Genomic DNA, 14431 nt, shown 5'->3' on the forward strand with positions numbered 1-14431 from the left:
CAAGGCAGGCGCCAGGGGGGGCCTGCAGGGCTTAACATCCCTCGGCATTGCATGAAGGACATGAGCCATGAGCTACAGCATTGATCTGGAAGGGCGGGTGGCCCTGGTGACGGGGGCCAGCAGCGGCCTGGGGGCGCAGTTTGCGCGCACGCTGGCCAAGGCCGGGGCCGGCGTTGTGCTGGCCGGGCGGCGCATCGAGCGCCTCAAGGACCTGCGCGCCGAGATCGAGGGGGCCGGAGGCGATGCCCATGTGGTGGCCCTGGATGTCACTGACCTTGACTCCATCAAGGCTGCCGTCGCCCATGCCGAGACCGAGATGGGCACCATAGACATCCTGGTCAACAACTCCGGCGTGAGCACCACGCAGAAGCTCACCGATGTCACCGTCAACGACTACGACTTCGTCATGGACACCAATGTGCGCGGGGCCTTCTTCGTCGCGCAGGAGGTGGGCAAGCGCATGCTGGCGCGCGCCCGCGGCGCGGCGCCAGGCACCTTCACCGGCGGGCGCATCGTCAACATCGCCTCCATGGCCGGCCTGCGCGTGCTCAGCCAGATCGGCGTCTACTCCATGAGTAAGGCCGCGGTCATCCACATGACCCGCGCCATGGCCTTGGAATGGGGCAAGTTCGGTATCAATGTCAATGCCATCTGCCCCGGCTACATCGACACCGAGATCAACCATCACCACTGGAGTACCGAGCAGGGCAGAAAGCTCATCGAGCTGCTGCCGCGCAAGCGCGTGGGCCATCCCCAGGACCTCGACACCACCCTGCTGATGCTGTGCGCCAATGAGAGCCATTTCATCAACGGCGCCGTGATCCAGGCGGACGACGGATTCGGGGTGTGATCGATGAGTTTGCGTGACCTGAGCGCCGCCGAGGCGCGCGTGCTGGCTGTGCTGGTGGAGAAACAGCACACCGTGCCGGACAGCTATCCCCTGTCCCTCAACGCCCTGACCCAGGGTTGCAACCAGAAGACCGCGCGCGAGCCGGTGATGAACCTCAGCGAGGCCGAGGTGCTGGAGGCCCTCAACGAGCTCAAGGGCATGAGCCTGGTGCAGGAAGTCAGCGGCAGCCGTGTGGTGCGTTTCGAGCACAACCTGCGCCGCGTCTACGGCGTGCCGGGGCAGGCCGAGGCCCTGCTGACCGTATTGATGCTGCGTGGCCCGCAGACGGCCGCCGAGCTGCGGCTCAACAGCGAGCGCCTGCACCGCTTCGCCGACATCTCCTCCGTGGAAGGCTTTCTTGACGAACTGGCCGAGCGCCAGCCGCCACTGGCCTTGAAGCTGCCGCGGGCGCCCGGTGCGCGCGAGCAGCGCTGGGCGCATCTGCTGGCCGGGCCTGTGCCGGTGGACGCTCAGGCTTCCAGCGCCAGTGCTGAGGTGCCGCGGCGCGACGAGGAGCTGCAGGCCCTGCGCGCCGAGGTGGATCTGCTCAAGGCCCAGGTGGCGCGCCTCATGGCGGAGCTGGGCCTGGGCTGACGGGGGTCAGGCCTTGACCTGATCGGAACCGGAGCGCTGACCTCATCGTTTCCCGTGGGGCCGGCCTGCCTTGCTGCGTCGCAGCAAGGCCATGGGCCAAGTCGGCATCGTGACCGGCTCCGGTGCTCGCCGCGATTGTTGTGAAGACGTTGACATCAATGCGCGGTGGTGTCCTCAAATGCTTGTGGGGGCCAGACGAAAAGTGCTCTACTCGTTCCGGCACATTGTTCTGAACAACATGGCTCCTCCGGCATAGTGATCTGCCCCGCAAGTGTTTTGGGGCAGACCTTCTGGGCGTGCGCCACGATCAGGGGGTGAACATTGAGCAGCAACACCGACGGAAGACTCCGTACCGGCGTGATGGCCCTCGCCATGGCCCTGGCCCTCATCGGCCTGCTTGCCGCCGCGGGCGCAGCCTGGTGGTCATGGATGCTGGCGGCCGTGGCGCTTGGGCTGGCCGGCTGGGCCTGGCAGCTTGACCGGCAATGGCGCGGCAGGCACCGGCAGGAGCTCCTGGACTACCTCGACGGTGAGCGCGCCCTTGGCGAGCGCCTGCTGCCGGTGTGGAGCGGGCACATCGAGTCCTCGCGCTCGCAGATGGAGACCGCCGTGTCCGGGCTTGCACAGCGCTTCGGCGCCATCGTGCAGGAGCTTCAGCGCAGCACGCAGCTGACCGAGATGAGCGCGCAGTCCATGACCTGCGGGGAGCGCGGCCTGGTGGCTGTGTTCGCTGCTGGCGAGCGCGAGCTGGGCGGCTTGCTGGGGTCCATGAAGTCGGCGATGGGCGGCAAGGCCGTCATGCTGGGCAAGGTGCGGGAACTGCAGCAGCACATCCAGCGGCTCCAGGACATGGCCGCCGACGTCGCCCGCATCGCGCAGCAGACCAATCTGCTGGCGCTCAATGCCGCCATTGAGGCTGCGCGGGCCGGTGAGCAGGGCCGCAGCTTCGCGGTAGTGGCCCAGGAAGTGCGCACCTTGTCGGGCCGCTCAGGCGACACGGGACGCCTGATGACGGCCACCGTGGCAGCGGTCAGCGAGGCCATCCAGGCGACCTGCCTGGCTGCCGAGCAGTCGGCTGGCGAGGACGAGCGCTCGCTGCGCCAGTCCGAGGCCGTGATCGAGCAGGTGCTGTCCCAGTTCCGCGAAGCCACCGATGCCCTGGTCCAGTCCTCCAACGAGCTCAAGAGCGGGCGCGACTATGTGCAGGGCGAGATTGCCGAGGCCCTGGTGCACCTGCAGTTCCAGGACCGCATCAGCCAGGTCATGACGCATGTGCGCCAGAACATGGAAGGCCTGCCGCCGCTGCTGGCGCAGAAGCTGGAGCGTTTCGAGCGCGGCGACGGCCTGCAGCCACTGGATGCCGCCGGTCTCCTGGCCGAGCTGGAGCGCAGCTATGCCATGGCCGACGAGCGCGAACTGCACAAGGCCGGCAAGTCGGCCAAGCCGGCGCCTGCCGCGGCTGACGAGATCACTTTCTTCTGAGGACTGACAACATGGCCAAGACCATCATGGTGGTTGATGACTCTGCCTCTTTGAGGCAGGTGGTGGGCATCGCGCTGCGTGGCGCAGGCTACGAGGTGCTGGAGGGTTGCGACGGCAAGGACGCCCTGGGCAAGCTGCAGGGCCAGAAGGTCCACCTCATCATCAGCGACGTGAACATGCCGAACATGGACGGCATCAGCTTCGTGAAGGCGGTCAAGGCCATGCCCGCCTATCGCTTCACGCCGGTGATCATGTTGACCACCGAATCCGCCGAGGCCAAGAAGGCCGAGGGCCAGGCCGCCGGCGCCAAGGCCTGGGTGGTCAAGCCCTTCCGGCCCGAGGTGATGCTCAACGCCGTCCAGAAGCTGGTGCTGCCTTGAGCGCGACCGCCCGTTGCCTGCATCCGCAAGGCGAGCTGACCATCTTCCGCGCGGCTGAGCTGAAATCCGAGTGGCTACAGGCCCTGCATGACGCTGACGGCACGCTGGAGCTGGACCTGGCCGGCGTCACCGAACTCGACACCGCCGGCCTGCAGCTGCTGATGATGCTCAAGCGCGAGGCCACGGCCCAGGGCCGCCCCCTTCGCCTCCATGGCCACAGCCCTGCCGTGCTGGAGGTGTTCGAGCTGCTGAACGTGGCTGCCTTCTTCGGTGATCCCCTGATCATGCCCCTGCAAGACGGAGCGAGGTGAGCTGATGGACCTGGACGCAGCCCTGCAGACCTTCATTGCCGAGAGCCGTGAGCTGTTGACTGAGATGGAGTCCGCCCTGCTGGGGCTGGACCAGGGCAGCGAACCGGGCCAACTGGGCGAGGCGGTCAATGCCATCTTCCGAGCGGCGCACACCATCAAGGGATCGTCCGGCCTCTTCGGTCTGGACCACATCGTGGCCTTCACCCACGTGACCGAAAGCGTGCTGGACGAGGTGCGTGATGGGCGCGTCGCCATCGACGAAGAGCTGGTGGTGCTGCTGCTGTCCTGCTGCGACCACATCAGCGCCCTGATCGAGCTGCTGGCGGGTGGGCAGCTCACGTCCACCGAGGCCAGCGAAGCCTCGGGCGCCCCGCTGCTGGCGCAGCTCAAGCGCTATCTGCAGCCGCCGCCGCATGCCGTCGCCATGCCAGAGGCGCAGGTGGAGCGCATCGCCCGGCAGAGCGACGACACCGATGAACACTGGCACATCTCGCTGCGCTTCGGCCCGGACGTTCTTCGAATGGGGCTGGATCCGCTGTCTTTCCTGCGCTACCTGGGCAAGCTGGGGCGCATCGTTGGCATCGCCACGCTGCCGGATGCGCTGCCCGCGGCACCGGCCATGGATCCCGAGACCTGCTACCTGGGCTTCGAGATCGCCTTCTCCAGCGTGGCAGACAAGGCGGCCATCGAGAACGTGTTCGAGTTCGTCCGCGATGACTGCCAGCTGCGCATCCTGCCGCCCCACAGCCGCATCGGGGACTTCCTGGCCCTGATCGAGGACCTGCCTGAAGCGAACCTGCGCCTGGGCGAGATCCTGGTGGCCTGCGGCAGCGTCACGGCCCGCGAGCTGGAGCGGGCCCTGGCCCTGCAGTCCCAGGCGCCGGGCGGTGTGGAGGCCGCGCCCCTGCTGGGCAACATCCTGGTGGACAACGAGGTCGTGCAGCCCGCCGTGGTGGAGGCCGCCCTCGCACGCCAGAAGCAGATGGTGGAGCGCCAGAAGGGCGGCGGCGATGCACGCGGCGCGGAGAGCCGCTCCATCCGCATCGACGCCGAACGCCTGGACCAGCTGATCGACCTGGTCGGCGAGTTGATCATCGCGGGCGCCAGCGCCGATTTGCTGGCTCGCCAGCTGGACCATTCCGAGCTGCGCGAAGCGACCTCGCGCATGGCGAGCCTGGTGCAGGATGTCCGGGACACGGCCCTGCAGCTGCGCATGGTCAAGATCGGTGCCACCTTCAACCGCTTCCAGCGCGTGGTGCATGACGTGGCGCGCGAGCTGGACAAGGACATAGGACTGCAGATCAGCGGTGAGGACGCGGAGCTCGACAAGACCGTGATCGAGAAGATCGGCGACCCCCTGATGCACCTGGTGCGCAATGCCATGGACCACGGCATCGAGAGCGCCGAGATGCGGCTGGCCCGGGGCAAGCCGGCCAAGGGCCTGGTGCGGCTCAATGCCTTCCATGACTCCGGCAGCATCGTGATCGAGGTCAGCGACGACGGCGGCGGCCTGCGCCGGGACCGCATCCTGGCCAAGGCCGTGGAACGTGGCTTGGTGGAACCCGAGGCGCGTCTCAGCGATCAGGAAGTCTTCCAGCTGATCTTCGAGCCCGGCTTCTCCACGGCAGAGCAGATCACCAATCTATCCGGCCGCGGCGTGGGCATGGACGTGGTCAAGCGCAACATCACCGCCCTGCGCGGCACCGTGGGCATCAACAGCCAGGAAGGTGTGGGCACCACGGTTAGTGTGCGCCTGCCCCTGACGCTGGCCATCATCGACGGCTTCCTGATCAATGTGGGCGGCGCCGTCTTCGTCGTGCCCCTGGACATGATCGAGGAATGCATCGAGCTGCGCGCCGAGACCGGGCAGGACTTCTGCAACCTGCGCGGCGAGGTGCTCCCGCTGATCCGCCTGCGTGACGCGCTGGAGATCGACGCCGACCCGCCACGCCGCGAGAGCGTTGTCGTCGTGCGCAGCAATGGTCAGCAGGCCGGCCTCGTGGTCGACGCCCTGCTGGGCGAGTTCCAGACCGTCATCAAGCCGCTGAGCCGGGTCTTTTCCCAGGTGCGCTGCATCAGCGGCTCCACCATCCTGGGCAGCGGTGAGGTGGCGCTGATCCTGGATGTCGTGGCCTTGCTGGGCAGCGCTTCCTCTTCACAAGGTTTGGCCCGGCTGGGCTGAGGGGCCGAAGTGCCCAACGAAAGGGACACCATGTTTGCCAAAGTCTCCTTGAAAGCCAAGATCGTCACGTTGCTGGTGGTGGCCCTGCTGGCCTTGCTGAGCGTCATCCTGATCGCCTTCCTGGGCCTGAAGAAGGACTCGGAGATGCTGACCGAGATCAGCGGCAACCGCCTGCCCTCGGTGCAGGCTCTGCTGGTGATCAGCGAGGCTCAGACTGCGATTCGCTCTGCCAGCCGCGCCATCGATGCCATCGCGGCCTACCCGGAGGAGTTCAAGGAACTCGAGCGCCACCTGCAGCGCAAGGTGGACAGCTGGGCGCGCGTCGACAAGGCCTGGAAGATCTACGAGCCGCTGCCGCAGGAGCCCGAAGAAGCGCAGGTCTGGAAGCAGTTCGTCAAGGACTGGGAGGCCTGGCGCGCCGGCGATGCCAAGATCTCGGACATCGCCAAGCAGATCCTGCGTGCAGGCGATGCCAAGCAGCGCGCCCAGCTCTTCCCGGCCTTGCACCAGGCTCTGAACGCCAACCGCGAGAACTTCCGCACGGCTGAGGCCGGCATCAACAAGCTGACCGACCTGAATGCAGGCTACGCCGATGCAGCCGCCAAGCAGGCCGCCGAGTCCTCGGCCCGGGCGCAGACGCTGATGTACACGGCTTCCGCCGTGTCGCTGATCATCCTCGTCGTGCTGGGCTTCTTCATCATCAATGCCGTCATGCGCCAGCTCGGCGGCGACCCGGCGTATGCGGCGGAAGTCGTGCAGAAGGTGGCCAACGGCGACCTGACCACGGACATCGCGTTGAAGACCGGCGACACCACCAGCCTGCTGGCCGCCATGAAGACCATGGTGGACAAGCTCAGCCACGTGGTCTCTGAGGTGTCCAGCGGCGCGGCCGGCATCACCGGCGCGGCCGAGCAGGTCAGCGCCACGGCCCAGACCCTGTCTCAGGCCACCAACGAGCAGGCGGCCGGGGTCGAGGAAACCAGTGCCTCGGTGGAGCAGATGACGGCCTCGATCTCGCAGAACACCGAGAACGCCAAGGTCACGGACGCCATGGCCAGCAAGGCCGCCACCGAAGCGGCGGAGGGTGGCGATGCGGTCAAGGCCACCGTGGCGGCCATGAAGCAGATCGCCAAGAAGATCGTCATCATCGACGACATCGCCTACCAGACCAACCTGCTGGCTTTGAACGCGGCCATCGAGGCGGCCCGGGCCGGCGAGCACGGCAAGGGCTTCGCGGTCGTGGCGGCCGAGGTGCGCAAGCTGGCCGAGCGCAGCCAGGTCGCTGCCCAGGAGATCGGCGAGGTGGCCTCCAACAGCGTGGACCTGGCCGAGCGCGCCGGCCAGCTGCTGGACGAGATCGTGCCCAGCATCAAGAAGACCTCGGACCTCGTGCAGGAGATCACCGCGGCCTCGGAGGAGCAGTCTTCCGGCGTGTCGCAGATCAATGCCGCCATCGGCCAGCTGAGCCAGACGACCCAGCAGAACGCCGCCAGCTCCGAGGAACTGGCGGCCACTGCCGAGGAGATGAGCAGCCAGGCCGAAGAGCTGCAGAGCATCATCGCCTTCTTCCGCACCCGGCATGACGGCGGCATGGCCGCCGCGCCGCAGCGTCATCGCACGGCAGCGGCCGTGGCGCGCAGGCCGGCACAGCGCTCGGCGCGGGCCGCAGGCGAGGGCAGGGCTGCCTTTGCCGATGGCGAGCTGGACGAGTCGCAGTTCGCAAAGTACTGAAGCAGGGGAGGCCGGGATGAACGCCATTGTTCCCAGCAGCGCCGTGCGGCACGAACCGCCCCGGCAGGAGACGGCGCAGTACCTGACCTTCGCCCTGGGCGACGAGATCTACGCCATAGGCATTCTCTCGATCAAGGAGATCATCGAGTTCGGTGGCATCACCAACGTGCCCATGATGCCGCCCGCCATCCGCGGTGTGATCAATCTGCGCGGCGCCGTGGTGCCGGTGATGGACCTTGCGCAGCGCTTCGGACGGCCCTCCAGCCCGGTCACCAAGAAGACCTGCATCGTCATCGTCGAACAGGAAAGCGAAGGCGAGCAGCATGTGATCGGCGTGGTGGTGGATTCGGTGCATGCCGTGCAGGACATTCCCGGCGCGGACATCGAGCCCGCGCCCAGCTTCGGCCTGCGCATCGCACCGGATTTCGTCGCGGGCATGGGCAAGGTGGAGGGCCGCTTCGTCATCGTGCTGGCCATGGATGCCGTGCTTTCCGTAGTGGACCTGTCCGCCCTGGGTGCCGGGGCCGAGGCCGCCACGAAGCAGCTTCCGGCCAGCTGAGAGCCTGGGCGGGGCGCATGCAGGAGATCAGCACACAGGAGTTCGCCTGCTTCCAGGAGTTCATCTTCCGGGAGGCGGGCATCACCCTGGGTGACAACAAGCGGGCTCTGGTGTCCGGGCGGCTCGACAAGCGCCTTCGCCACTACAAGCTCGGCAGCTTCAGCGAATACCTGCGGCTGCTGGACAGCGGCAGGGAACCGCTGGAGCGCCAGCATGCGATCGACCTGCTGACGACCAACGAGACCTACTTCTTCCGCGAGCCCGCCCATTTTCAGCTGTTGCGGGAGTGCGCGCAGCAGGCGCGCCAGCAAGGGCGCCCCCTGCGCGTGTGGAGTGCGGCCTGCTCCAGCGGCGAAGAGCCCTACAGCATCGCCATGGTCCTGGACGACGAGCTCGGCGCCGGCCGCTGGGAGGTGGTGGGCACCGACATCTGCACCCGCATGCTGGGCAGGGCCCGCAGGGGCCACTATCCGGAAAGCCGGGCCAGCCACCTGCCGGATGCCTTGCGCCGCCGCTATTGCCTCAAGGGCCTGGGACCGCATGCAGGGACCATGCTGGTGGAGAAGGGCTTGCGCCAGCAGGTGCGGTTCGAGCAGCTCAATCTCTGCCGGCCCCTGCCGCCCCTGGGCAGCTTCGACCTCATCTTCCTGCGCAATGTGTTGATCTACTTCAACGTGCAGACCAAGCGGCAGGTGGTGGCCCGGCTCGCGGGGCAGCTGCGTTGTGGCGGCCTGCTGCTGGTGGGCCATTCCGAAACGCTCAACGACGTCAGCGATGCGCTGGTGGCCGTGCGGCCCTCGGTCTACCGCAAGCCCTGAGAGTCAGGCCGTGGACAGCGCCCGCACCGAGATCTACCTGCTGCCGGGCGAGCATGCGGCCGGGCGGGCGCGCTGCCGCATCCGCACCCTGCTGGGCTCCTGCGTGTCCATCACGCTGTGGCATCCGGGCCTGCGGGTGGGGGCCATGTCCCATTTCCTGCTGCCCGGCGAAGGCAAGCGCTGCGGCCTGGAACTCAACGGGCGCTATGGTGAGGACGCGCTGGCCCTCATGCTGATGGACCTCAAGATGCTGGGCGCCCCCGCCCAGGACTGCGAGGCCAAGCTCTTCGGCGGCGGTGCGATGTTCCCCTGCGAGGGGCCCTTGGGGGCCGTGGGATGGCGCAACGGCGAGGCGGCACGCCGCATGCTGGCGCATCAGGGCATCCGGGTGGTGTCGGAAAGCCTGTACGAGGCCGGCCACCGGGAGATCATCTTCAAGGTGGGCAGCGGCGAGGTCTGGGTCCGCCACGCCCGCCTGCCGGCGGCGGACACGGTGGGTCCCGCGCGGCCCGGGCGTTCGTCGTCCACCTAGGCAGGGAGGAGCAGCATGGCCATCAAGGTGATGATCGTCGACGACTCCGCGGTGGTGCGGCAGGTGCTCAGCGGCCTGCTGCAGCAGGGGGCCGGCATCCAGGTCACACATGCCGTTTCCGACCCCATCCTGGCGATGGAGCGCATGAAGACCGAGTGGCCCGATGTCATCGTGCTGGACGTGGAAATGCCCCGCATGGACGGCATCACCTTCCTGCGCAAGATCATGGCCGAGCGGCCCACGCCCGTCGTCATCTGCTCGACCCTGACGGAGAAGGGCACCAAGACCTCCGTCGAGGCGCTGGCGGCAGGGGCGGTGAGCATCGTCACCAAGCCCAGGCTGGACCTCAAGAACTTTCTCAAGAGCAGTGCGGCAGAACTGGTCTCCGTGGTCAAGGCGGCCGCCCGCGCCAATGTGTCCCGGCTGGCGAGCCGGGGGGCGCCGCTGGTGGCCACGCCCAAGCTGAGCGCCGACGCCGTGCTGCCGTCCAGCGAGGCGCCGGCGATGGTGCAGACCACGGAGCAGGTCGTGGCCATCGGCACCTCCACCGGAGGCACGCAGGCGCTCGAGGAGGTGCTGACCCGGCTGCCGCGCGTGTGCCCGGGCATCGTGATCGTGCAGCACATGCCGGAGAAGTTCACCGCGGCCTTCGCGGCCCGTCTGGACCAACTGTGCGAGATCGCCGTCAAGGAGGCCGAGAACAACGACCGCGTGGTGCCAGGCCGAGCCCTGATCGCACCCGGCGGGCGCCACATGCTGCTGCGGCGGCAGGGAGCGCAGTACTTCGTGGAGGTCGTGGACGGCCCCCTGGTGAATCGGCACCGGCCCTCGGTGGACGTGCTTTTCAGGTCCGTGGCCCGGGCGGCCGGCAACAATGCCTTGGGCATCATCATGACCGGCATGGGGGACGACGGTGCGGCCGGACTGCTCGAGATGCACAAGGCCGGCGCGCACACCGTGGCGCAGGACGAGCAGAGCTGCGTGGTCTACGGCATGCCCAAGGAAGCCGTCAAGCGTGGCGCTGTCGATCGCATCGTGCCGCTGGACCAGGTCGATAGAGAGATACTTGCACAACAAACCAGGCTCGGCCGATAAAGGTGGAGCCTTGATAACAAGGTCAGGGGTGTTAGAGATGTCATCGGAGCTTCGGCCAGGCGCCTCCCCGCCGGGAGGGCTGCTGCACAGTGCCCTCGTGGTCGAGGACAGCGTGGTGCAGCGTCAGCATGTGGTGGAGCTGGTCCAGTCCCTGCACTGTGCATGCGTGCTGGAAGCGTCCAACGGCCTCGAGGCCCTGCACCTGCTGGACGGCCTGCCCGCGGGCCAGGCGGTCTCGCTGCTGATCACCGACATTGACATGCCCGGCATGGACGGCATCGAACTGATCAGCCAGCTGGGTGACCGCTACCGCGTGGACAACCTGATCGTGATGAGCGCGAGAGACCCACGCCTGCTGGAGACGGTCGAGAGCATGGACGCCGCCGACTTCGTGCCGCGCCTGCTGGGCACCCTGCCCAAGCCCGTCACCCTCGCGGGCCTTCAGCGCCTGCTGGAGCGTGCGAAAGGCCGGCCTGTGGCCGCCGCCGCGGCCGGTCCCACACCCGCGGCCTGCCTGGAGGACATCCGCGCCGCCCTCGATGGTGGGCAGTTCGTGCCCTACTTCCAACCCAAGGTGAGCCTGGCCACCGGCCAGCTCAAGGGCGTGGAAGCCCTGGCACGCTGGCAGCATCCCGAACGCGGTCTGCTGGGGCCGCAGCATTTCATCGGCCGCATCGAAGGCAGCCCGCTGATGGCCCGCTTCACCCTGGCCATGGTGGAGCAGTCGCTGAAGCAGCTGGTGCAGTGGCTGCGCGCCATGCCGGCCCTCACCCTGTCGGTGAACCTCTCTGCGGATGACCTGGCCGACCAGGGCTTCATCGGGCGCCTGACCGAGCTGGTGAATGGCCATGACGTGGCGCCGTCCTCGCTGACCTGGGAAGTCACCGAGACCATGGTGATGCGCAGCGCCGCCATGGTCGGCCTGGCGCGCCTGGGCCTCAAGGGCTACGGACTCTCCATGGACGACTACGGCATCGGCTACTCCAGCATGCAGACGCTGTCGCGCAGCCCCTTCACCGAGCTGAAGATCGACCGCGTTTTCGTGGATGGGGCCAGCGAGCGGGCCAACCGCCGCGCCATCCTGATCAGCTCCCTGGACATGGGGCGCCGGCTGGGCGTGACGACGGTGGGCGAGGGCGTTGAGACGGAGGCCGACTGGCGTCTGCTGCAGGAACTGGGCTGTGACACCGCCCAGGGCTACCTGATCGCCAAGCCCATGCCCGGCGGGGAGCTGCTGGCCTGGGTGCGCAGCAGCCGGGCCCGCCTGCGGACCCTGGCGCGCCCGCCTGCCTGAATCTCACCGGCCCTTGACCTGGCCGGACCCGCAAGCGCCGTGACCCGCAGGTGCCGCTGCTACAGTGTCCGCATGCAAGCCGCCGCCACGCCCCCCTCCGCGAATGCCTGGGTCCGCCAGGCCATCGCCCGCATCGAAGCCGATTTCCAACGTTCGGCAGACACCCACCTGATCCCTCTGCCCCTGCCGGGCTTTGCGGGCATCGCCCTCTACCTCAAGGACGAGTCCAGCCACCCGACGGGCAGCCTCAAGCACCGCCTGGCGCGCTCGCTGTTTCTGTATGCCCTGTGCAATGGCTGGCTGCGCGAGGGCAGCACGGTGGTGGAGTCCTCCAGCGGCTCCACCGCGGTGTCCGAGGCCTATTTCGCCCGTCTGCTGGGCCTGCCCTTCGTCGCGGTGATGCCTGCGACGGTGTCGACGGAGAAGATACGCGCCATCGAGTTCCAGGGTGGGCGCTGCCACCTGGTGCAGGACCCCACGCAGATCTACGTGGAATCCCAGCGCCTGGCCCGCGAACTGGGTGGCCACTACATGGACCAGTTCACCTACGCAGAACGGGCCACCGACTGGCGCAGCAACAACAATATCGCCGAGTCCATCTTCGACCAGATGCGCAAGGAAAGCCACCCGGTGCCGCGCTGGATCGTCTGCTCGGCCGGCACCGGCGGCACCCTGGCCACCATGGGGCGTTATGTGCGCTACTCGCGGCACCTGACTCAGGTCTGCGGCGCGGACGCCGAGCGCTCGGTGTTCTTCGATCACTACCTCAGCCGCGACCCGGCGCTGCGCATCGAGCAGGGCTCGCGCATCGAGGGCATCGGCCGACCGCGTGTGGAGGCCAGCTTCCTGCCTGACGTGATCGATGCCATGGTCAAGCTGCCCGACGTCTGGTCCGTGGCGGCGATGCTGGCGCTCAGCGAGCGCCTGGGCCGGCCGGTCGGCCCCTCCACCGGCACCAACCTCCTGGCGGCCCTGGCCTGCGCGCGGCAGATGTGCCGAGAGGGCGAGCAGGGCTCGGTCGTGACCCTGCTGTGCGACAGCGGCGAACGCTACCGCCACACCTACTTCGATCCCGCCTGGCGGCTTGGTCAGGGCCTGGACTGCGAGCGTGAGACCGCGCAGATCCAGGACCTGCTGGAGTCCGGCGCCTGGCCGGCGCCGCTGCTGTCAGGCTGGCAGTTGGCGGGTGAGCTGCAGGCCGGCTGAGGCGGCGGTCCGAGGTCGCGAGCGCGCCAGTTCGCGCGGCACCGCTGCCGGCGCGCCGGCTCCCATGCCGCCTACAGATCGCGTGCCACGGTGCCGAACTTCTGCAGCATGAAGTTCCAGAAGGGCTGCACGCAGTCCAGGTGGCCCGAGGGCTGGGCGGGGCAGTCGCTGAGGCTGACCCGGTTGCCGGCGCCGCGTTGCTGCATGGCGGTCAGGGCGTTGGCGGAGGCGCGGTAGGTCACGGTGGCGTCGTCTCGACCGTGGTACAGCCACAGCGGCAGCTCGGGCTTCCAGTCATGGACATTGCTGCGGGCCTCGATACCGGCGACGTCGTCCACCAGGTACAAGTCCAGGAAGGTCGGATCAAAGACCACATCAGCGTCGTCGCCGATGGCCTTGCTCAACAGCAGTTCGCGCACCTTGCGGCGGTCGCCATCGCCCAGCAGCTTCAGGAAGCCCGGGTTGAGCAGCAGGCCCAATACCTTGTTCTCGGCCTTGACCTTGGCCAGCAGCTCGTCGAGCACGCGGTCCACCTCATAGGGGCCGGCGCCGGCCACGGTCATCTGCAGCTGGGCCTTGTGCACGCTGGCCCCGGACTGCAGGGCCCGGAAGGCCGCCACGCTGGCATAGCCGCCTTCGGAATAGCCGCCCAGGAAGAGCTGCTGGTTGTCCTTGATGCCCTGGGTGTAGCGCCAGTAGCGCGCGGCGGTCAGCAGGTCGTTCACCGCGGCAGCGGTGGGGGTGGAGAGCAGGTAGGGGTGCGGGCGGCCCTTGCTGGCCCCGTAACCCACATAGTCGGCGGCCAGCACGACGTAGCCGGCAGAGGCCATGACCACGGCGGCCTCGTCGGCTGTGGCGTGGTTGCTGGGCGCCTCGGCGTCCTTGGTGGTCGTGCCGTGCTGGTAGCTCAGCACCGGACTGCGGCTGCCGGCCGGCTTGACGGGCACGCAGACCAGGGCGGAGGCCTCGACGGCGGTGCCGTTGCCGTCGACGGTCAGGTAGTTGAGTCGCCAGGTCTGCACCGCATAGCGAGGCGTGACTGCCGGCGCCTTGGGGCCTGCTGCCGTGATGGCGGCCTGGATGTCCGCACTGCTGATCAGCTTGAGCGAGGTGGCGGATTTCAGCTCGCCTGGGCCGCTGACGGGTAGTACCGGCGGCTCAGGCGGCTCAGGGGGCTTTTCCGGCACGGTGCCGCCACCACTGCCGCCACTGCCGCCGCAGGCCGACAGCAGCAGGCCCATGACAAGGGCAAGGGTGGCCAGGGCCGGTCTGGCCACGGGCTGGCACCCGGGCGGCCTGTGGGCCGGTGGGGTCAGGTCTTGTGCTTGGTTCATGGGTCGCTCCCTGCGTTTTTGGGG

General features: G+C 68.0%; 14 protein-coding genes. 13 read left to right on the top strand and 1 reads right to left on the bottom strand.

Features of this window, described 5'->3' with window-relative positions:
- Nucleotides 1–67 precede the first annotated feature (67 nt).
- The 13 genes from ACS5PK_RS01160 to ACS5PK_RS01220 all read left to right on the top strand — a co-directional run bounded on the left by ACS5PK_RS01160 (nucleotide 68) and on the right by ACS5PK_RS01220 (nucleotide 13073).
- The gene (locus ACS5PK_RS01160) at nucleotides 68–850 is read left to right on the top strand and encodes an SDR family oxidoreductase (RefSeq protein ID WP_439438444.1); all 783 of its coding nucleotides are present in this window, start codon (nucleotides 68–70) and stop codon (nucleotides 848–850) included.
- 3 nt (nucleotides 851–853) lie between these two features.
- Nucleotides 854–1483, top strand: a complete 630-nt coding sequence (locus ACS5PK_RS01165) for a YceH family protein (RefSeq protein WP_439438445.1) — start codon at nucleotides 854–856, stop codon at nucleotides 1481–1483.
- Between the two features lie 321 nt (nucleotides 1484–1804).
- The gene (locus ACS5PK_RS01170; protein WP_439438446.1) at nucleotides 1805–2965 is read left to right on the top strand and encodes a methyl-accepting chemotaxis protein; all 1161 of its coding nucleotides are present in this window, start codon (nucleotides 1805–1807) and stop codon (nucleotides 2963–2965) included.
- 11 nt (nucleotides 2966–2976) lie between these two features.
- A complete protein-coding gene (locus ACS5PK_RS01175) occupies nucleotides 2977–3345 on the top strand; it encodes a response regulator (protein WP_439438447.1) in 369 nt (122 codons plus the stop codon).
- A complete protein-coding gene (locus tag ACS5PK_RS01180) occupies nucleotides 3342–3656 on the top strand; it encodes an STAS domain-containing protein (protein ID WP_439438448.1) in 315 nt (104 codons plus the stop codon). The genes ACS5PK_RS01175 and ACS5PK_RS01180 overlap by 4 nt, the downstream gene beginning before the upstream one ends.
- Before the next feature lie 4 nt (nucleotides 3657–3660).
- A complete protein-coding gene (locus ACS5PK_RS01185) occupies nucleotides 3661–5838 on the top strand; it encodes a chemotaxis protein CheA (protein ID WP_439438449.1) in 2178 nt (725 codons plus the stop codon).
- A 30-nt stretch (nucleotides 5839–5868) separates the two neighbouring features.
- On the top strand, nucleotides 5869–7569 hold the full coding sequence (locus ACS5PK_RS01190) for a methyl-accepting chemotaxis protein (RefSeq protein ID WP_439438450.1): 1701 nt from the start codon (nucleotides 5869–5871) through the stop codon (nucleotides 7567–7569).
- 16 nt (nucleotides 7570–7585) lie between these two features.
- Nucleotides 7586–8128 carry a chemotaxis protein CheW gene (locus ACS5PK_RS01195; RefSeq protein WP_439438451.1) on the top strand — a complete coding sequence of 181 codons (543 nt, stop codon included), beginning with the start codon at nucleotides 7586–7588 and terminating at the stop codon, nucleotides 8126–8128.
- Between the two features lie 17 nt (nucleotides 8129–8145).
- Nucleotides 8146–8946 (top strand): CheR family methyltransferase, encoded by an 801-nt coding sequence (locus ACS5PK_RS01200; RefSeq protein ID WP_439438452.1) that lies wholly within the window; start codon nucleotides 8146–8148, stop codon nucleotides 8944–8946.
- 10 nt (nucleotides 8947–8956) lie between these two features.
- Nucleotides 8957–9478, top strand: coding sequence for a chemotaxis protein CheD (locus tag ACS5PK_RS01205; protein ID WP_439438453.1), 522 nt, complete (start codon nucleotides 8957–8959; stop codon nucleotides 9476–9478).
- Nucleotides 9479–9493: 15 nt separating this feature from the next.
- Nucleotides 9494–10573, top strand: coding sequence for a protein-glutamate methylesterase/protein-glutamine glutaminase (locus tag ACS5PK_RS01210; protein WP_439438454.1), 1080 nt, complete (start codon nucleotides 9494–9496; stop codon nucleotides 10571–10573).
- A 37-nt stretch (nucleotides 10574–10610) separates the two neighbouring features.
- Nucleotides 10611–11867 carry an EAL domain-containing response regulator gene (locus ACS5PK_RS01215; protein WP_439438455.1) on the top strand — a complete coding sequence of 419 codons (1257 nt, stop codon included), beginning with the start codon at nucleotides 10611–10613 and terminating at the stop codon, nucleotides 11865–11867.
- Nucleotides 11868–11939: 72 nt separating this feature from the next.
- Nucleotides 11940–13073 carry a PLP-dependent cysteine synthase family protein gene (locus tag ACS5PK_RS01220; protein WP_439438456.1) on the top strand — a complete coding sequence of 378 codons (1134 nt, stop codon included), beginning with the start codon at nucleotides 11940–11942 and terminating at the stop codon, nucleotides 13071–13073.
- 71 nt (nucleotides 13074–13144) lie between these two features.
- On the opposite strand, the gene ACS5PK_RS01225 is transcribed toward ACS5PK_RS01220, so the two are convergent.
- Complete coding sequence (locus tag ACS5PK_RS01225) at nucleotides 13145–14407, bottom strand: prolyl oligopeptidase family serine peptidase (protein ID WP_439438457.1); 1263 nt, start codon at nucleotides 14405–14407, stop codon at nucleotides 13145–13147.
- Nucleotides 14408–14431: the final 24 nt, after the last annotated feature.

The organism is Roseateles sp. DB2 (assembly GCF_051857535.1).
In the GTDB taxonomy this organism is placed as follows: domain Bacteria; phylum Pseudomonadota; class Gammaproteobacteria; order Burkholderiales; family Burkholderiaceae_C; genus Roseateles_B.

Bases quoted from the DNA above. Each gene is read 5' to 3' on its own strand.
- ACS5PK_RS01190 (WP_439438450.1), top strand. From the start codon at position 5,869: ATGTTTGCCAAAGTCTCCTTGAAAGCCAAGATCGTCACGTTGCTGGTG.
- ACS5PK_RS01175 (WP_439438447.1), top strand. From the start codon at position 2,977: ATGGCCAAGACCATCATGGTGGTTGATGACTCTGCCTCTTTGAGGCAG.
- ACS5PK_RS01195 (WP_439438451.1), top strand. From the start codon at position 7,586: ATGAACGCCATTGTTCCCAGCAGCGCCGTGCGGCACGAACCGCCCCGG.
- ACS5PK_RS01185 (WP_439438449.1), top strand. From the start codon at position 3,661: ATGGACCTGGACGCAGCCCTGCAGACCTTCATTGCCGAGAGCCGTGAG.
- ACS5PK_RS01160 (WP_439438444.1), top strand. From the start codon at position 68: ATGAGCTACAGCATTGATCTGGAAGGGCGGGTGGCCCTGGTGACGGGG.
- ACS5PK_RS01200 (WP_439438452.1), top strand. From the start codon at position 8,146: ATGCAGGAGATCAGCACACAGGAGTTCGCCTGCTTCCAGGAGTTCATC.
- ACS5PK_RS01225 (WP_439438457.1), bottom strand. From the start codon at position 14,407: ATGAACCAAGCACAAGACCTGACCCCACCGGCCCACAGGCCGCCCGGG.
- ACS5PK_RS01215 (WP_439438455.1), top strand. From the start codon at position 10,611: ATGTCATCGGAGCTTCGGCCAGGCGCCTCCCCGCCGGGAGGGCTGCTG.
- ACS5PK_RS01220 (WP_439438456.1), top strand. From the start codon at position 11,940: ATGCAAGCCGCCGCCACGCCCCCCTCCGCGAATGCCTGGGTCCGCCAG.
- ACS5PK_RS01165 (WP_439438445.1), top strand. From the start codon at position 854: ATGAGTTTGCGTGACCTGAGCGCCGCCGAGGCGCGCGTGCTGGCTGTG.
- ACS5PK_RS01210 (WP_439438454.1), top strand. From the start codon at position 9,494: ATGGCCATCAAGGTGATGATCGTCGACGACTCCGCGGTGGTGCGGCAG.